Annotated in this window: 14 protein-coding genes; 9 read left to right on the top strand and 5 right to left on the bottom strand. The window is 67.2% G+C overall.

Annotated features, from left to right (window positions below; translation table 11 throughout):
* The first annotated feature begins 41 nt into the window (after positions 1-41).
* The 3 genes from GT347_RS10765 (at position 42) to GT347_RS10755 (ending at position 3,428) form a co-directional block, all read left to right on the top strand.
* Positions 42-272 (top strand): DUF4148 domain-containing protein, encoded by a 231-nt coding sequence (locus GT347_RS10765; RefSeq protein ID WP_160551950.1) that lies wholly within the window; start codon positions 42-44, stop codon positions 270-272.
* A 125-nt stretch (positions 273-397) separates the two neighbouring features.
* Positions 398-1,903 carry a lyase family protein gene (locus GT347_RS10760; protein WP_160551949.1) on the top strand — a complete coding sequence of 502 codons (1,506 nt, stop codon included), beginning with the start codon at positions 398-400 and terminating at the stop codon, positions 1,901-1,903.
* A 130-nt stretch (positions 1,904-2,033) separates the two neighbouring features.
* Positions 2,034-3,428 carry a Fic family protein gene (locus GT347_RS10755; RefSeq protein WP_160551948.1) on the top strand — a complete coding sequence of 465 codons (1,395 nt, stop codon included), beginning with the start codon at positions 2,034-2,036 and terminating at the stop codon, positions 3,426-3,428.
* A gap of 48 nt (positions 3,429-3,476) precedes the next feature.
* Here GT347_RS10755 and GT347_RS10750 read toward each other — a convergent pair whose 3' ends face one another.
* The gene (locus GT347_RS10750; RefSeq protein ID WP_160551947.1) at positions 3,477-4,334 is read right to left on the bottom strand and encodes a sulfurtransferase; all 858 of its coding nucleotides are present in this window, start codon (positions 4,332-4,334) and stop codon (positions 3,477-3,479) included.
* Between the two features lie 129 nt (positions 4,335-4,463).
* Here GT347_RS10750 and GT347_RS10745 point away from each other — a divergent pair, with 129 nt between their 5' ends.
* From GT347_RS10745 to GT347_RS10735, 3 genes are all read left to right on the top strand, one after another.
* The gene (locus GT347_RS10745; protein ID WP_160551946.1) at positions 4,464-5,291 is read left to right on the top strand and encodes a pseudouridine synthase; all 828 of its coding nucleotides are present in this window, start codon (positions 4,464-4,466) and stop codon (positions 5,289-5,291) included.
* Positions 5,292-5,401: 110 nt separating this feature from the next.
* On the top strand, positions 5,402-7,429 hold the full coding sequence (htpG, locus tag GT347_RS10740) for a molecular chaperone HtpG (RefSeq protein WP_160551945.1): 2,028 nt from the start codon (positions 5,402-5,404) through the stop codon (positions 7,427-7,429).
* A gap of 20 nt (positions 7,430-7,449) precedes the next feature.
* Positions 7,450-7,725 carry a VF530 family protein gene (locus GT347_RS10735; protein ID WP_229722829.1) on the top strand — a complete coding sequence of 92 codons (276 nt, stop codon included), beginning with the start codon at positions 7,450-7,452 and terminating at the stop codon, positions 7,723-7,725.
* A gap of 12 nt (positions 7,726-7,737) precedes the next feature.
* Here the strand turns inward: GT347_RS10735 and GT347_RS10730 are convergent, their stop codons facing one another.
* Positions 7,738-9,000 carry a ketopantoate reductase family protein gene (locus tag GT347_RS10730; protein WP_160551944.1) on the bottom strand — a complete coding sequence of 421 codons (1,263 nt, stop codon included), beginning with the start codon at positions 8,998-9,000 and terminating at the stop codon, positions 7,738-7,740.
* Positions 9,001-9,258: 258 nt separating this feature from the next.
* Between GT347_RS10730 and GT347_RS10725 the strand changes: the two genes are divergently transcribed.
* The 3 genes from GT347_RS10725 (at position 9,259) to GT347_RS10715 (ending at position 13,055) form a co-directional block, all read left to right on the top strand.
* The gene (locus GT347_RS10725) at positions 9,259-10,593 is read left to right on the top strand and encodes an MFS transporter (RefSeq protein WP_160551943.1); all 1,335 of its coding nucleotides are present in this window, start codon (positions 9,259-9,261) and stop codon (positions 10,591-10,593) included.
* Positions 10,590-12,023, top strand: a complete 1,434-nt coding sequence (locus GT347_RS10720; RefSeq protein WP_160551942.1) for an FAD-binding oxidoreductase — start codon at positions 10,590-10,592, stop codon at positions 12,021-12,023. The genes GT347_RS10725 and GT347_RS10720 overlap by 4 nt, the downstream gene beginning before the upstream one ends.
* Before the next feature lie 75 nt (positions 12,024-12,098).
* Positions 12,099-13,055, top strand: a complete 957-nt coding sequence (locus tag GT347_RS10715) for a LysR substrate-binding domain-containing protein (protein WP_160551941.1) — start codon at positions 12,099-12,101, stop codon at positions 13,053-13,055.
* Positions 13,056-13,059: 4 nt separating this feature from the next.
* Here GT347_RS10715 and GT347_RS10710 read toward each other — a convergent pair whose 3' ends face one another.
* From GT347_RS10710 to GT347_RS10700, 3 genes are read right to left on the bottom strand one after another with little or no spacing between them, the layout of a single operon-like run.
* Entirely contained in the window at positions 13,060-13,908 is an 849-nt protein-coding gene (locus GT347_RS10710; RefSeq protein WP_160551940.1) for a 3-hydroxybutyryl-CoA dehydrogenase, read from the bottom strand.
* Positions 13,909-13,962: 54 nt separating this feature from the next.
* Positions 13,963-14,778: an ABC transporter permease gene (locus GT347_RS10705; protein ID WP_160551939.1), complete on the bottom strand. Its 816-nt coding sequence runs from the start codon at positions 14,776-14,778 to the stop codon at positions 13,963-13,965.
* A 1-nt stretch (position 14,779) separates the two neighbouring features.
* Positions 14,780-15,709 (bottom strand): ATP-binding cassette domain-containing protein, encoded by a 930-nt coding sequence (locus GT347_RS10700; protein ID WP_160551938.1) that lies wholly within the window; start codon positions 15,707-15,709, stop codon positions 14,780-14,782.
* Between the last annotated feature and the right edge of the window lie 3 nt (positions 15,710-15,712).

Genomic DNA, 15,712 nt, shown 5'->3' with positions numbered 1-15,712 from the left:
CCCCGCAGCACCTGGCGGGATCCACTGAAAAAGGACTTGTCATGAACCGCTTCGCACTCCTCGCCATCGCCCTGTCCGCCGCTGTTTCCACGGCATCCTTCGCCCAGTCCGCCGCGGCCCAGCCAGCGGGCAAGACCCGCGCCGAAGTCGTCGCCGAAATGGAAGCCGCCCGCGCACGCGGCGAACTCCAGGCCGGCCACCAGTGGGGCATCGACGTGCCGCCGACCCCGGTGGCCCGCCGCCAGGTTCAAGTGGCCGGCAGCACCAACTGAAATCCGGGGCCGCACGGCCATCTCGATACTTTTTCGATATGAACCGGGCGTATCTTTTAATTTGACCCGGGGGCGGCCGCGCCTCTATCGTCCTGGCTCGCAAAACGAGACAAGGACAAGACGCCATGAAACGCGCCACCCTGGCCCTGGCCGCCGCCCTCACCCTGGCCCTTGCCGGCCCCGCCGGGGCGCAAAGCCAGCCCCGCCACGACGAATTCTTCTGGCTAGGCGAGATCAACAAGGCCACCGCCGTCATCAACACCGACGAAGGCCTGCTCGACAAGTCGATGACGCCCCTGGTCTACAGCGGCATCACCAAGGTGCTGGCCGACGGCGACAAGCCCGGCGGCAAGCGTCCCACCAACGTCATCACCTTCGAGCCCCTGCTGATCGATGCCGCCGGCCCGCAGATCACCCTGCTGCACGCCGGCCGCTCCAGCCAGGACATGCTGGCCACCCTGCGCTCGGCCATCCTGCGCGACGACATGCTGGCCCTGGCCGACCAGCTCAACAAGACGACCGCCACCCTGGTAAAACTGGCCGACCGCTACAAGGCCACCATCGTCCCCAACTACACCAACGGCGTGGCCGCCCAGCCCAACAGCTACGGCCACTACCTGCTGGGCATCGCCGCCGGCCTGGACCGCGACGCCCAGCGCATCCGCGAGGCCTATGCCCGCATCGACCGTTCCTCCATGGGCACGACGGTGCTCAACGGCACCAGCTGGCCGCTCAACCGCCAGCGCATGGCCGGCTACCTGGGCTTTTCCGCGCTGGTGGACAACGCCTACGACGCCTCGCAGCTGTCCTCGGTGGACGAGCCGGTGGAGGCCGGCGCCATCGTCACCGCCATCGCCCTGCATGCCGGCAGCTTCATCGAGGACGTGATGACGCAGTACGCCCAGGCGCGGCCCTGGATCCTGCTGCAGGAGGGCGGCGGCAACACCTATGTGTCCAGCGCCATGCCGCAGAAGCGCAACCCCGGCCTGCTCAACGCCACCCGCCGTGATGCTTCCACCGCCATCGGGCTGGCCATGGGTGTGGTCATGCAGGCGCACAACATTCCGCCGGGCATGAGCGATGCCAAGGAGGTCAAGTCCAACACCGCCCTGGTCGCCAGCGCCACCGGCGTGCTGCGCAACTGGGACCGCATCCTGACCGCGCTGGTGCTCGACCCCGACCGCGCGCTGGAAGAACTCAACAGCGACTGGACCGCCTCGCAGGAGCTGGCCGACGTGCTGATGCGCAAGTACAAGCTGCCCTTCCGGGTGGGCCACCATTTCGCCTCCGAGGTGGTGGAGTACGCCAAGGCCAAGGACATCAAGCCGCTGGACTTTCCGTATGTGGAGGCACAGCGCATCTATGCCGAGACGGTCAAGGGCTCGGACTTCGCGGCTTCGCTGCCGATGTCCGAGGCCGAGTTCCGCTCCACCCTGGACCCGGTCGCCATCGTGAAGAACCGCGAGACGCTGGGCGGGCCGCAGCCGGCCGAGATGGCGCGGATGCTGAAGGAGACCGGGCAAAGGGTGGAGCAGCAGCAGGCCTGGATTGCGGCGCGGCGGGCGCAGATCTCGTCTTCGCTGGCGCGGCTGGATGTGGATTTCCAGAAGCTCGGGGCTTCGGCGCGGTAGGCCACCGGCGGTGGTATGAAACGAATATCTGAGACGATTGAGACGATTAAATATATTTTATGACAATGGCTTAGATGATTTTTTGTGAAATTGGTATGATTTGGGATGATTCGATTGGACGATTAACGTCATGCTCGACCTCCCGACCGCCATCCTCGCTTTCCTCCAGACAGCCCTAGCCAACGGAGCCGAGGGCGTTCCCACCCGCGCCCTCCAGGAACATTTCAAGATCCCTCGGTCGAGCCTGAGCCGCATCCTGGCGGCACTGGTAGCGCAGCAACGCATCGAGCCCCAGGGAAAAGGCCGCGCCGCGACCTATCGGCTGCCTGCCGGCGCATCCGCGGTGCCCGCACAGCGGCGACAGCAGCCGACAGCAAGCTCGGCAATACCCGGAATCGCCAAGCCGAACGCAGCCACGGCTTCGCCGCCCTGGTCCGCCAAGGCGCGGGCGCTGCTCGATCTGCTGCAGCAGCCGCTCGGCACCCGCATGCCGGTTTCCTACCGGCGCGAGTTCGTCGATGACTACCGCCCGAACATCACCAGCCTGCTGCCGCCGACGATGGCCGAGGCCTTGTTCGAGCGCGGCCGCGCCCACGGCCAGATGCCGGCGGCCACCTATGCACGGCAGATGCTGCAGCAGTTGCTCATCGACCTGTCCTGGTATTCCTCGCGCCTGGAAGGCAACCGCAAGAGCCTGCTCGACACCCGCGACCTCTTCGAACGCGGCCGCACCGGCGCGGAAGACCTCGATGCCGTCATGCTGCTCAACCACAAGGAAGCCATCGAATTCCTGATCGAGGCGGTGCCGGCGCAAGGCATGACCACGGCCGTGGTCCGCAACCTGCAGAGCCTCTTGATGAGCGATCTGCTGGTCGACACCGCAAGCCTGGGCACGATCCGGCAACGGGTGGTGCAGATCCAGGACACCGTCTACCAGCCCGCCCAGGTGCCCCGCCTGCTGGAGGAAATGCTCGAACAGATCGTCGAGAAAGTGCGCCAGACACGCAACCCGATCGAAGCGGCGTTCTTCTTGTGGGTCAACATCGCCTACCTGCAGCCCTTCGTGGACGGCAACAAGCGCACCAGCCGGCTCGCCGCGAACATGCCGCTGATGCTGTTCAACTGCGCGCCGCTGTCCTTTCTGGAGGTGGGCGCTCAGGACTATGCGCTGGCCATGCTGGGCGTCTATGAACGACTCGACGTGACCCTGGCCGCGGAGCTTTTCGAGTGGACCTACCGGCGTTCCATCGACAAATACCAGGCGGTGGTGCAGTCGATAGCCGCCCCCGATCCGCTGCGGGTGCGGTATCGACCGCAACTGGCTACGGCCATGCAGCAGATCGTCTTTTTCGGGCAGGACCTGGCGCAGGCGCTTGCGCAGGTCGAGGTGGCGCCCGAGCACGAGATCGCATTCCGGCAGATGCTCGATTCGGAACTGGACCTGCTGGGAGAGTTCAACTGCGCCAGATACCGTCTGCCGGCGGCGCGGACGAAGGATTGGATCGCCCGCGGCCGGCCGCGTTAGTTTGCTGCGGCGGGCAGGGCGGCCTGCACGGTCAGCGGGAAAAACCCCTCAGCCCTCCCCCACGGCAATCAAGGCCCCAGGCTGAGCGCTGTACTCGCTCCAGGACCCAGGATAGAGCGCAGCCCCGCGCAACCCAGCCACCTCCATCGCCAGCAGGTTGTGGCAAGCCGTCACCCCCGAGCCGCACTGCGCGACCAGCGCGCCCGCGGGCTTCCCGCCGGTGATGGCATCGAACTCCTGGCGCAGCTGGGCAGCAGGCTTGAACCGGCCATCAGCACCCAGGTTGTCCTTGAACAGCCGGTTCTTCGCGCCGGGGATATGGCCGCCGATCTTGTCGAGCGTTTCGTTCTCGCCGCGGAAGCGGTCCGGCGCCCGCGCATCCAGCACCAGCCGGGCCTGGCTGTCGAGATTGGCCTGGATGTCCGCATAACCCATGGTCCTGACCAGCGAAGGCCGCTGGCTCAGACCGCCGCGTGCAGGAGGCGCAGCCGCGTCGGTCGATGCCGGCAGGCCCGCGGCCTTCCAGCCGGCGATGCCGCCGTCGAGCACCGCCACGGCCGCATGCCCGGCCCAGCGCAGCATCCACCACAGCCGCGCGGCATACATGCTGCCGGCGTTGTCGTAGGCGACGACCTGGGTGCCGTCGCCCACGCCCAGCGCGGCCATGCGTTCGATGAACACCTCCAGCGTGGGCAGGGGATGGCGGCCGTTGAGGCCGGTCTTCGCGGCGCTCAGCACCTGATCCAGGTGCACGTAGCGGGCGCCGGGAATGTGGCCGGCCTCGTAGGCACGCTGGCCGGCGCCGGGGTCGGTCAGGTCGAAGCTGCAATCGAAGACCAGCGGCGGCTGCGGCGACTTCAGCGCGGCGGCCAGGTCTTCGGCGGAGATCAGGGTTTCGTAGGTCATGGTGCGGTGCCCGAGAATGCGTGGGGCCGATGCTAGCGCGGGCGAAACACCTGGCGGCTATGTCCTTATGCGGCTTCTGCGAGCCGCGTCCGGCCGGCAGCGCGCGGCAAACCTAGAATCCCCACCAGCATGTCCGCCCCAACGCCTCCCTCCACGCCTCCCCGATTCCGCCGCGCCGCGCCGCCGGCGGCACCCGCATCCGACGAGCCCGTGCGCCTGAACAAACGCATGGCCGAGCAGGGCATCTGCTCGCGCCGCGAGGCCGACGACTGGATCGAACGCGGCTGGGTGCGTGTCAACGGCCAGCCGGCGCTGATGGGCCAGAAGGTGCTGCCCGCCGACAAGGTGACGGTGGACCGCCGCGCCGAGGAAGCCCAGGACCAGCGCGTCACCATCCTGCTGCACAAGCCCATGGGCTTCGTCAGCGGCCAGGCCGAGGACGGCCACGAGCCGGCCGTGGTGCTGGTGCAGCCCCAGGCCCGCTGGCGCGAGGACCGCTCCCCGCACCGCTTCCAGCCGCAGCAATTGCGCGGCCTGGCGCCGGCGGGCCGGCTCGACATCGACTCGGTCGGCCTGCTGGTGCTGACCCAGGACGGCCGGGTCGCCCGCCAGCTGATCGGCGAGGATTCCGGCGTCGAGAAGGAATACCTGGTGCGGGTGAGCTACGGACCCGAAACCCGCGACGTGCAGTCGGTGTTCCCGCGCGAAGGGCTGGCGCGGCTGCGCCACGGCCTGTTTCTCGACGGCCAGGCCTTGCGGCCCGCGCAGGTCGACTGGCAGAACCCCGAGCAGCTGCGTTTCGTGCTGCGCGAAGGCAAGAAGCGCCAGATCCGCCGCATGTGCGAGCAGGTCGGGCTGCATGTGGTGGGCCTGAAGCGCATCCGCATCGGCCGGGTGGTGCTGGGCAACCTGCCGGTCGGGCAGTGGCGCTACCTCGGTCCTCACGAAAGCTTTTGAATACCGCTCCACCGGCCTTGAAGCGGTAAAAATACGTCCCTATCTCGCCGGATCGCGGTGCCTGCATCGCGTCGAACCCCATCCAACTTTCCAAGACGAGACACCTCGCCATGAGCAAACAAACCCTGTCCTTCCAGGCCGAAGTGGCCCAGCTGCTGCACCTGGTCACCCATGCGCTGTACTCCAACCAGGAAATCTTCCTGCGCGAGCTGATCTCCAACGCATCGGACGCCTGCGACAAGCTGCGCTTCGAGGCGATCAACCATCCCTCGCTCTACGAGGACAAACCCAACCTCGAAGTGCGCGTTTCCTTCGACAAGGCGGCCAAGACCCTGACCATCGCCGACAACGGCATCGGCCTGTCGCAGCAGGAAGCCATCGACAACCTGGGCACCATCGCCAAGAGCGGCACCAAGGACTTCATGAGCAAGCTGGGCGCCGACGACAAGGCCAATGCCCAGCTCATCGGCCAGTTCGGCGTGGGTTTCTATTCCGGCTTCATCGTGGCCGACAGGATCACCGTCGAATCGCGCCGTGCCGGCCTGCCGAGCACCGAGGGCGTGCGCTGGGTCAGCGGCGGCGCCGGTGATTTCGAGGTCGAGCAGATCGAGCGCGCGGCCCGAGGCACCAGCGTGATCCTGCATGTGCGCGACGACGCGGCCGAATACCTCAACGCCTGGAAACTCAAGCAGATCATCGGCAAGTACTCCGACCACATCAGCCTGCCCATCCTGATGGAGAAGGAAGAGTGGAAGGAAGGCGAGAACGACCAGCCCGGCGACATGGCCAAGACCGGCGAATGGGAGACCGTCAACAAGGCCAGCGCCCTGTGGGCCCGCCCCCGCAAGGAGATCACGGACGAGCAGTACGCCGAGTTCTACAAGCAGATCAGCCACGACACCGAGGCGCCCCTGGCCTGGGCCCACAACCGCGTGGAAGGCAGCACCGAATACACCCAGCTGCTCTACATCCCCGCCAAGGCGCCCTTCGACCTGTACAACCGCGATGCCAAGGCCGGCGTGAAGCTCTATGTGAAGCGGGTCTTCATCATGGACGACGCCGAGGCGCTGCTGCCCTCCTACCTGCGTTTCGTGCGCGGCGTGATCGACTCGGCCGACCTGCCGCTCAACGTCAGCCGCGAGCTGCTGCAGGAAAGCCGCGACGTGCGGGCGATCCGCGAAGGCAGCACCAAGCGTGTGCTGTCGATGCTGGAAGACCTGGCCAAGAAGCAGAAGACCGTGCCCGACAGCAGCGAGGGCAAGATCGACGTCGGCTCCGGCGAGGCCACGCCCGCACCCGATCCGACCGAGGTCACCGATGTCGAGGACAAGAACACCGTGCAGCCGGCCGCCGACGCCGCCGCCCAGTTCGCCGACGACAGCGGCAAGTACGCCAGGTTCTATGCCGAGTTCGGCGGCGTGCTCAAGGAAGGCCTGGGCGAGGACTTCGGCAACCGCGAACGCATCGCCAAGCTGCTGCGTTTCGCCTCCACCAGCACCGACGCGGTCGATGTCTCCTTCGCCGACTACAAGAGCCGGATGAAGGAAGGCCAGGAAGCCATCTACTACATCACCGCCGACGGCCTGTCGGCCGCCAAGAACAGCCCGCAGCTGGAAGTCTTCCGCAAGAAGGGCATCGAAGTCCTGCTGATGACCGACCGGGTGGACGAGTGGGCGCTGAACTACCTCACCGAATTCGACGGCACGCCGCTGCAGTCCGTGGCCAAGGGTGCGGTCGATCTGGGCAAGCTGCAGGACGAGGCCGAGAAGAAGGCCGCGGAAGAGGCCGCCGAAGGCTTCAAGCCCCTGCTGGCCCGCCTGAAGGACGCCCTGAAGGACAAGGCCGAGGACGTGCGGGTGACCACCCGCCTGGTCGATTCGCCCGCCTGCCTGGTGGTGGACGAACACGGCATGAGCACCCAGCTGGCGCGCCTGCTCAAGCAGGCCGGCCAGAAGGCGCCGGACGTGAAGCCGGTGCTGGAGGTGAACCCCGAGCACGCGCTGGTCAAGAAGCTGGAAACCAGCGCGCATTTCGAGGACCTGGCCAACATCCTGTTCGACCAGGCGCTGCTGGCCGAAGGCGGCCTGCCGGAAGACCCGGCCGCATATGTGCGCCGCGTCAATTCGCTGCTGGTCTGAGCGCGGCAAGAGGCACTGCCGTGGCTGAACCGATAGACGACACGAAACCGGCGCCCGCGGCGCCGGCGGAACAGCCACGCAACCCGCTGCATGGGCTGACCCTGGAGGCCGTGGTCACCGCGCTGGTCGAGCACTACGGCTGGGACGAGCTGGGACGGAAGGTGCCGCTGCGCTGCTTCACCTCCGACCCCAGCATCGGATCGAGCCTGAAGTTCCTGCGCAAGACGCCCTGGGCGCGGGAGAAGGTGGAGAGCCTCTATCTCTTCATGCTGCGCGAGATCCGGCGCGCTTCCTAGCTTCCTGGTTTTTCAGGCCCGGCGCGCGGCCAGCAGCAGCTCTTCGAGAACCAGCGCCACCAGCGGCCGGTGGCGCTGGTGGAAGCCGTCTCCCACGCCGTCGGCTTCGCGCACATCGTGGTACATGCGCAGCTTCTCGGTCACCAGATCGTTGAGCGGGGTGGCGATGCCGCATTCGCGGCCGAGCCGCGAGATCGCGCCGTTCAGGACGTCGATCTCGCTGGCATGCCCGGCCTCGAAAGCCATGCGCATCGAGGTCGGATGCTGCGGAAAGCAGGCCATGGCCCGCTGGATGTCGCCGATCACCTGATCGGTCGGCTTGATGCGGATGCCTTGCGCCACGGCGATGGCGCAGACCTCGGCGGCCAGGCCGCCGATCAGGTTTTCGGCCCGCGCATCCTGATGCGTCAGCTGCAGCAACTCACCCAGCGTGCGGCCCGACAAGGTCGCCACCACATTGAGCGCGCAGTTGAGGGCGATCTTCTCGAACTGGGTGGCGCGGATGTCGGGCACGGCCACCAACTCGAAGAAACCGCGGTTGCGCAGCACCTCGGCCAGGATGTCGACGATGCTGCTGTTCTGGTCCACCAGCAGCCTGCCGCCCGGCGCCACGGTGACGCCGCCCTGCGGCGGCCGGCGTGAACTGGTGATCATGCTGGCGCCCCGATGGACCTCCAGCCCGCGCTGGCGGGTTTGCGCCTCGTGGGTGGGCACGCCGTTCTGCGTGTAGAGCACCCGGCTGCCGGGCGGGGTGAGTGCGATGGTGCTGTCGAGGCCGGGCACGGCGGTGGCATCGAGCACCAGGAGGTCGTCGGGGTCCAGGCCATCGGTGTGGTCCGCGACCGTGGCGCGGGGGTGCTGCGCGATGTCCATGTGCAGGTCGCCGCAGCGGACGGTGGCGTTGCGCACGAAGGCCGCAGGCCGGCGTGTCACCAGCCTCACCTCGAATTTCCCCGCGGCGTTGGCCAGTGCCTGTGCGCCCAGGGTGCTCGACTGCGATCCGCTCGCCGCCAACACCAGGACCTGGGACGGCCGACGGCTCAGGGCCGGAAAACCGGCCGTGCCGTGGAGGGGGCGTGAAGCCCGCTCCTCGACCGGGGGCGGGCTGAAATCGCTTTCCCGGGAAGGCTCCCTCCCATCGCCGGCGGATGGCGGGTCCGTGCCGGTACCGGCTTCGCCGGTCGGCAGGGAGCAGCTGTGTCGCAGGCAGTTCGCCGCGGGCGTGAACTGCACGGTGGAACCGGCGACCCTGGCCCTCTGGAAAATGGTTTTCATGGGCGAATTTGTGTCTCAGTTTGCATGTGTTGGATTATTTTGTGACTTCTTGAATTGAAACTCACGGAGCTTTTGCGAATATCCGTGTGCCGAGGCGAAGTGCTAGCGCAAATACATAAGAATCGGGCTTTGCAATCTGAAATGAAGATGGTCAACTCTGAAATCCGAATGGATATTCCGCACTAACCCTCTGAGTGGCGGGGTGCCAGACCGACCAATATGCGAGAGTGTCCATTCAGCCCGCCTTCTCAAAAAACCATGAAAACGCAAGCCTTGTCCGGTGCGCCGGACGGTTTGTCGGCCCTGCGGCCTGACGCCATTTACCGAAGAGTCCACTTGCGGCTCCTGCCCCTGCTTTTCATCTGTTATATCGCGGCCTATCTCGACCGCGTGAATGTCGGTTTCGCCAAGCTGCAGATGCAGGCCTCGCTGGGTTTCAGCGATTCGGTCTACGGCCTGGGCGCCGGCATATTCTTCATCGGATATTTTCTTTTCGAAGTACCGAGCAATCTCTGGCTGCACCGCGTCGGCGCGCGCCGCTGGATCGCCAGGATCATGGTGAGCTGGGGACTGCTGTCCGTCGGCACCATGTTCGTGAACAGCCCCATGAGCTTTTACGTGCTGCGTTTCCTGCTGGGCGCGGCGGAGGCGGGTTTCTTTCCGGGCGTGATCCTCTATCTCACCTACTGGTATCCGGCCGAGCGGCGCAGCCGGGCGACTTCGCTGTTCCTCTCGGCCCTGGCCTTCGCCGGCATCCTCGGTGGGCCCTCCGCCGGCTGGATCCTGCACAACCTGCAGGGCGTCCGGGGCTGGCAGGGCTGGCAGTGGCTGTTCCTGCTGCAGGGGCTTCCCAGCGTGGTGCTGGGGCTGGTCGTCTGGCGCTGCCTGGACGACCGGGTCGAGGAGGCGCGCTGGCTGAGCGAGGCAGAGCGGCGGGTGGTGGCGGCCGACATCGCACGCGATGCGAAAGGCAAGCTGCACCCGGGCCTGAAAAGCATCCTGCTGATGCCGCGTGTCTGGCTGCTGGCGCTGATCTATTTCGCGCTGGTGGCGGGGGTGTACTGCCTGTCCTTCTGGTCGCCCAGCCTGATCGCGGCGGCGGGCGTCAAGGATGTGCTGCAGGTCGGCCTGCTGAGCGCGGTGCCCTGGCTGGCCGGGCTGCCGGCGATGTTCCTGGCCGCCCGCAGTGCCGACCGGCGCGGCAGGCTGCCGCTGCATTGCGCCCTGGCGGCGGCCATCGGGGCGGCGGGCCTGGGCTTCAGCGTGATTTTCGACGACCACGCGGTGTGGGCGCTGGTCGGCCTGACGGTGGCGACCATGGGTGTCATGGCCAGCCTGCCGGTCTTCTGGGGCCTGCCGACGGCGCTGATGGGCGGGGAGGCGGCGGCGGCGGGCATCGCCTTGATCAACTCCTTCGGCAATCTCTCGGGCTTTTGTGCGCCCATGCTGGTGGGGCTGATCAAGGAGCGCACGCAGGCCTCGGCGCCGGGGGTGATCTGCTGTGCCTTCGTGCTGCTGCTGGGGGCCCTGCTCGTGCTGCGCGCGCCGACGGTGGCGAATGCGGCAAAGGTGGCGAAGGTGTCGCGGACATGACGGTGATCGCGGCGAATCCGTCGTCGCCGACGCCGATCCGCGGCGCGCGGCGCATGCCATCGGCCGGCCTCATCGCCGACCTGCGCGCACGTTTCGCCGATCGCCTGTGCACCCAGCAGGCCGTGCTGCTGCAGCATGGCCGCGACGAATCCAGCTTCGCGCCCGAGCCGCCGGATGCCGTCGTCTATGTGCAGAACGTGGAAGAGGTGGTGTTCGTGGTGCAGGCCTGCGCCCAGGAGTGCGTGCCGCTGATCGGCTTCGGCAGCGGCTCCTCGGTGGAGGGGCATCTGCTGGCCGTCGAAGGCGGGGTCTGCATCGACTTTTCCCGCATGAACCGCATCTTGAGCATCAGCGCGGGCGACCTCAGCGCCACTGTCGAGGCCGGCGTGACCCGCAGCCAGCTCAACCTGGCGCTGGCGCAGACGGGGCTGTTCTTCTCCGTCGATCCCGGTGCCGACGCCACGGTCGGCGGCATGGTGGCCACGGCGGCTTCCGGCACCAACTCGGTCCGCTACGGCACGATGCGGGACAACCTGATCAATCTCTCCGTCGTCATGGCCGACGGCCAGCAGCTGCGCACCGCATCGCATGCCCGCAAGAGCGCGGCCGGCTACAACCTCACCCAACTCTTCTGCGGCTCCGAGGGCACGCTGGGCCTGATCACCGAAGCCACGGTGCGCCTGCATCCGCGCAGCGAGCGCACGGCGGCGGCGGTGGTGCGTTTTCCTTCGGTGCGCGCGGCCATCGGCTGCGTGATCGAATCCATCCAGTTCGGCGTGCCGCTGGCGCGTGCCGAGCTGCTAGACGTGCTCACCGTCCGCGCCGTCAATGCGCACAGCCACACCGGGCTGGCCGAGCTGCCCACCCTGTTCCTGGAATTCGGCGGCAGCCAGAACCATATCGATGAGCAGGCGGCGCAGGTGGGCGAGATCGCCGGCGGGCATGGCGGCGATGCCTTCTGCTGGGCCCACCGGCCGGAAGAGCGCTCGCGCCTGTGGACGCCGCGCCACCACGCCTACTTCGCCTGCCTGCAGCTGCGCCCCGGCTGCCGCAGCATGACCACCGATGCCTGCGTGCCGCTGTCGCGCCTGGCGAGCTGTGTCGAGGAGACGCAGGCCGACATCGCCGAGCACGGCCTGACGGCGCCCATCCTCGGCCATGTCGGCGATGGCAATTTCCACTGCCTGGTGCTGGTGGATCCGCACCGGCCCGAAGAGGCCGAAGCCGCCGAGGCCTTCAGCCGGCGCCTGATCGCCCGGGCGCTGCGGCATGGCGGCACCTCCACCGGCGAACACGGCGTGGGCCTGCACAAGATGCAGTACCTGCAGGCGGAGCATGGCGAAGCCGGCGTCGCCCTGATGCGCACCATCAAGCGGGCGCTCGATCCGCACAACATCTTCAACCCCGGCAAGCTCGCCGGATACCGCTAAAGACCGCCCCCAAGACCGCCCCTCGCGGCCTGGCCGCGCAGGTCCGCTTCCCGTTCTCCGCTCGTCGCCCGCCCCATGGAATTACGCCAGTTCAAATACTTTCTTGCCATCGTCGACAGCGGGAGCCTCTCGCGTGCCGGGCAGCACCTCTATGTCGCGCAGTCGGCGCTCAGCAAGCAGATGGCCGACCTCGAAGCCGAGCTCGGCGCCCAGCTGCTGGTGCGCAGCAGGAACGGCGTCACCGCCACCGAGGCGGGGCAGATCTTCTACGAGTACGCCCAGGGCATCACCAAGCAGATCGGCGATGCGCGCTCGGCGGTGCATTGCTCGGCCAATGCCATGGTGGGTTCGGTGCTGACGGCCTTGCCGCAGAGCGTGGCGGCGCCCACGGCCCTGCCTTTGATGCGGGCCGCGGCCTCGCGTTTTCCGGATGTGAACTTCCATCTCAACGAGGAGTTGACCGGCAACATGGCCGACCAGCTGCTGCGCGGCCGGGTCGATGTGGGCATCTTCTCCAAGGCCATGTCGCCGGACGACGTGGAGTTCATCCCGCTGGTGGAGGAGGACTTCGTGCTGCTGTGCTCCGCCCAGGATCCGCAGGCGCCCGGTGCCCCCACCGTCACGCTGGAAGAGGCGATCGCCCGGCCGCTGGTGCTGCCCGGCCGGGCCCACGGCCATTGCACCCGCACCATCGTGGAGACGGTGCTGATCGACGCGGGTAAATCCATGCCCAAGGTGGCGGCCGAGATCAACTCGGTGCACATCCTGAAGACGGCGATCCAGGCCGGCCTCGGCTCGACGATCATGCCCTACGCCCTGGCCCAGCGCGAGGTCGAGGATGGCCGCCTGACCGCGCACAAGATCGACTCCCCGGACCTGCATCGCACCCTGGGCGTGTGTGTCTCGCGCCATCTGCCGATGACCAATGCCAAGCAGGCGATCCGCCGGCTGATCGCCGATGTGTTCCGCGACCTCTGCACCAGCGGGCGCTGGCCGGGCGCCCGTGTCATTCCTGGCGTGACGGTCGATTGAAGCCTCAGTAGCTGTACACGCCTGACTTGGTCTTGCGGCCCAGCCGTCCTGCCGCCACCATCTCGCGCAGCAGCGGGCAGGGGCGGTATTTCGGGTCGCCGAACTCGGCCAGGTAGACCTCCATCACCGCCAGGCAGACATCCAGGCCCACCATGTCGGCCAGCGCCAGCGGGCCGATCGGCTGGTTGCAGCCGAGTTTCATGCCTTCGTCGATGTCCTCGGCGCTGGCCGTGCCTTCGGCCAGCACGAAGAAGGCCTCGTTGATCATCGGGATCAGGATGCGGTTGACCACGAAGCCCGGCGCGTTCTTCACGCTGATCGGCGTCTTGCCCAGGCGCTGGGCCAGGGCCTTGACGGCGTCGTGGGTGGCGGCGCTGGTCTGCAGGCCGCTGATCACTTCCACCAGCGCCATCATCGGCACAGGGTTGAAGAAGTGCATGCCGATGAAGCGGTCGGCCCGACCGGTGGCGGCGGCCAGCTTGGTGATCGAGATCGAGGAGGTGTTGGACGCGATGATGGTCCCCGCCGGCAGCAGGGCATCGGCCTGCTGCAGGATCTTGATCTTCACCGGCAGGTTCTCGGTGGCGGCCTCGATCACCAGTTCGGCCACGCCCAGGTCCTCGTAGCGAGTCGAGGTGCGGATCAGGGCCAGCGCCTTGTCCTTCTCGGCGGGCGTGAGTTTCTCTTTCTTGATCAGGCGGTCCAGGCTGCCGGCGATGGTCGCCAGACCCTTCTGCAGCGCCTCTTCGGTGATGTCGACCATCACCACCGGAATGCCCACCACCGCGCAGGCCTGCGCGATGCCGTTGCCCATGGTGCCTGCACCGATGATGCCTACCGTCTGGATGTCCATGCGAAATAACTCCCGGGATCTGAGGATGGAAAAGGTGGAAAACGTGGAGTGGGATCAGGCCTTGAAGCGCCGCCGCGTGAAGGCCAGCGCGGTCCAGAAGGCCAGCACGCCGTAGACCAGCAGCACGGCCAGGTGGCGCAGGACGTCGTCGGGCCAGCGGTCCATGAAGAGCGGCCGCACCAGCGCCACCGCATTGCTCAGCGGCAGCCAGGCCGACACCAGCTGCACCACCTGCGGCAGCTGCTCCAGCGGGAAGAACACGCCCGACAGGAACATCATCGGTGTGACGAAGAGCGTGAAGTAGTAGGTGAAAAAGTCATAGCCCTTGGCCAGGGCATTGAAGACCAGCGCGATAGACGCGAACACCATGCCGGTGAGGGCCAGCACCGGCCAGGCCAGCAGCAGCTTGGGGCTGTGGGTGATCTGCAGCGCCAGCATCACCAGCATGATGGCGGTGACGGTGAAGAGCGCCTTGAAGCCGGCCCAGAGCATCTCGGAGAAGACGATGTCGTCCAGCCCCACCGGTGCGTTCAGGATGCCGTCCCAGGTACGCTGCACCGCCATGCGGGAGTAGGCCGAGTACAGGCCTTCGAAGGACGCCGCCTGCATGGCGCTCATGCAGATCGAGCCGCTGGCCAGGAACAGGATGTAGGGCACTTCCACCGCGCCGCCCGAGCTGGCCACCGAGATCTTGCCCACCAGCGCCCCCATGCCGTAGCCGAAGGCCACCAGCCAGATCAGCGGCTCGGCGATATTGCCGATCAGGCTGGGCAAGGCCAGCTTGCGCCAGACCAGGAAGTTGCGCAGGAACACCGGCCACCAGCGCATCGAAAGGTGGGGGGCGGCCCAGTTGGATCGCAGCTGTGCCATCTCAGGCGCCCTCGCGGATCTGGCGTCCGGTCAGCTTGAGGAACAGATCCTCCAGGTTGGCGGGCCGGTGCAGCGTGCGCTGCTGGGGGAAACGGTGCAATGCGTCCATCAGGGCTCGGGCATCCTGGGTGTAGAAGAAGACGGTCTCGCCGCTGATCTCGGTGCGGGCGGCCAGGCGGGTGAGGTTTTCGTCGTGTGCCAGCTCGGCGGCGCCGGTGCCGTAGACCTCCACCACGTCGGGCTCCAGGTGCTCGGCGATCAACGCGCGCGGCGTGCCTTCGGCGATCTTGCGGCCGTGGTCCAGTACCAGCAGGCGCGAGCAGAGGCGCTCGGCCTCGTCCATGAAGTGGGTGGTCAACAGGATGGACTTGCCCTGCTGCAGCAGGCGCTGCAGCCGCTCCCACATCAGGTGGCGGGCCTGCGGGTCCAGGCCGGTGGTGGGTTCGTCGAGCAGCAGCAGGTCGGGATCGTTGACCAGGGCGCGGGCCAGCGACAGCCGGCGTTTCATGCCGCCGGAGAGCTGGCCGGGCCTGGCATCGCCCTTGGCCGTGAGGGCCGCGAAATCCAGCAGCCGGGGAATGCGCTCCTGCATGGCGGCCTTGCCGATGCCGAAATAGCGGCCGTAGACGGCGAGGTTCTCGGCGCAGGTGAAATCCGGGTCCAGCGTGTCGAACTGGCTGACCACGCCCAGCCTGGCCTTGACCGCACGTGCGTCCTGCGGCATCTGCAGGTGGCCGAAACAGGTGATGCTGCCTTCGTCGGGCGAGGTCAGGCCCAGCAGCATGCGGATGGTGGTGGTCTTGCCGGCGCCGTTCGGGCCGATCACGCCCAGGCATTCGCCGGGCGCGATGGAAAAAGCCAGGTCCTGCACCACGGCGTTGCCGCCGTAACGTTTGGTCAGGCCGCGGGCTTCGAGCAGGGCTGGAGTCATCGG

It is taken from the genome of Xylophilus rhododendri (assembly GCF_009906855.1).
Taxonomy (GTDB): Bacteria; Pseudomonadota; Gammaproteobacteria; order Burkholderiales; family Burkholderiaceae_C; genus Xylophilus; species Xylophilus rhododendri.
The sequence above is the reverse complement of the archived record's forward strand: the minus strand, read 5'-3'. Positions and strand labels throughout refer to the sequence as shown.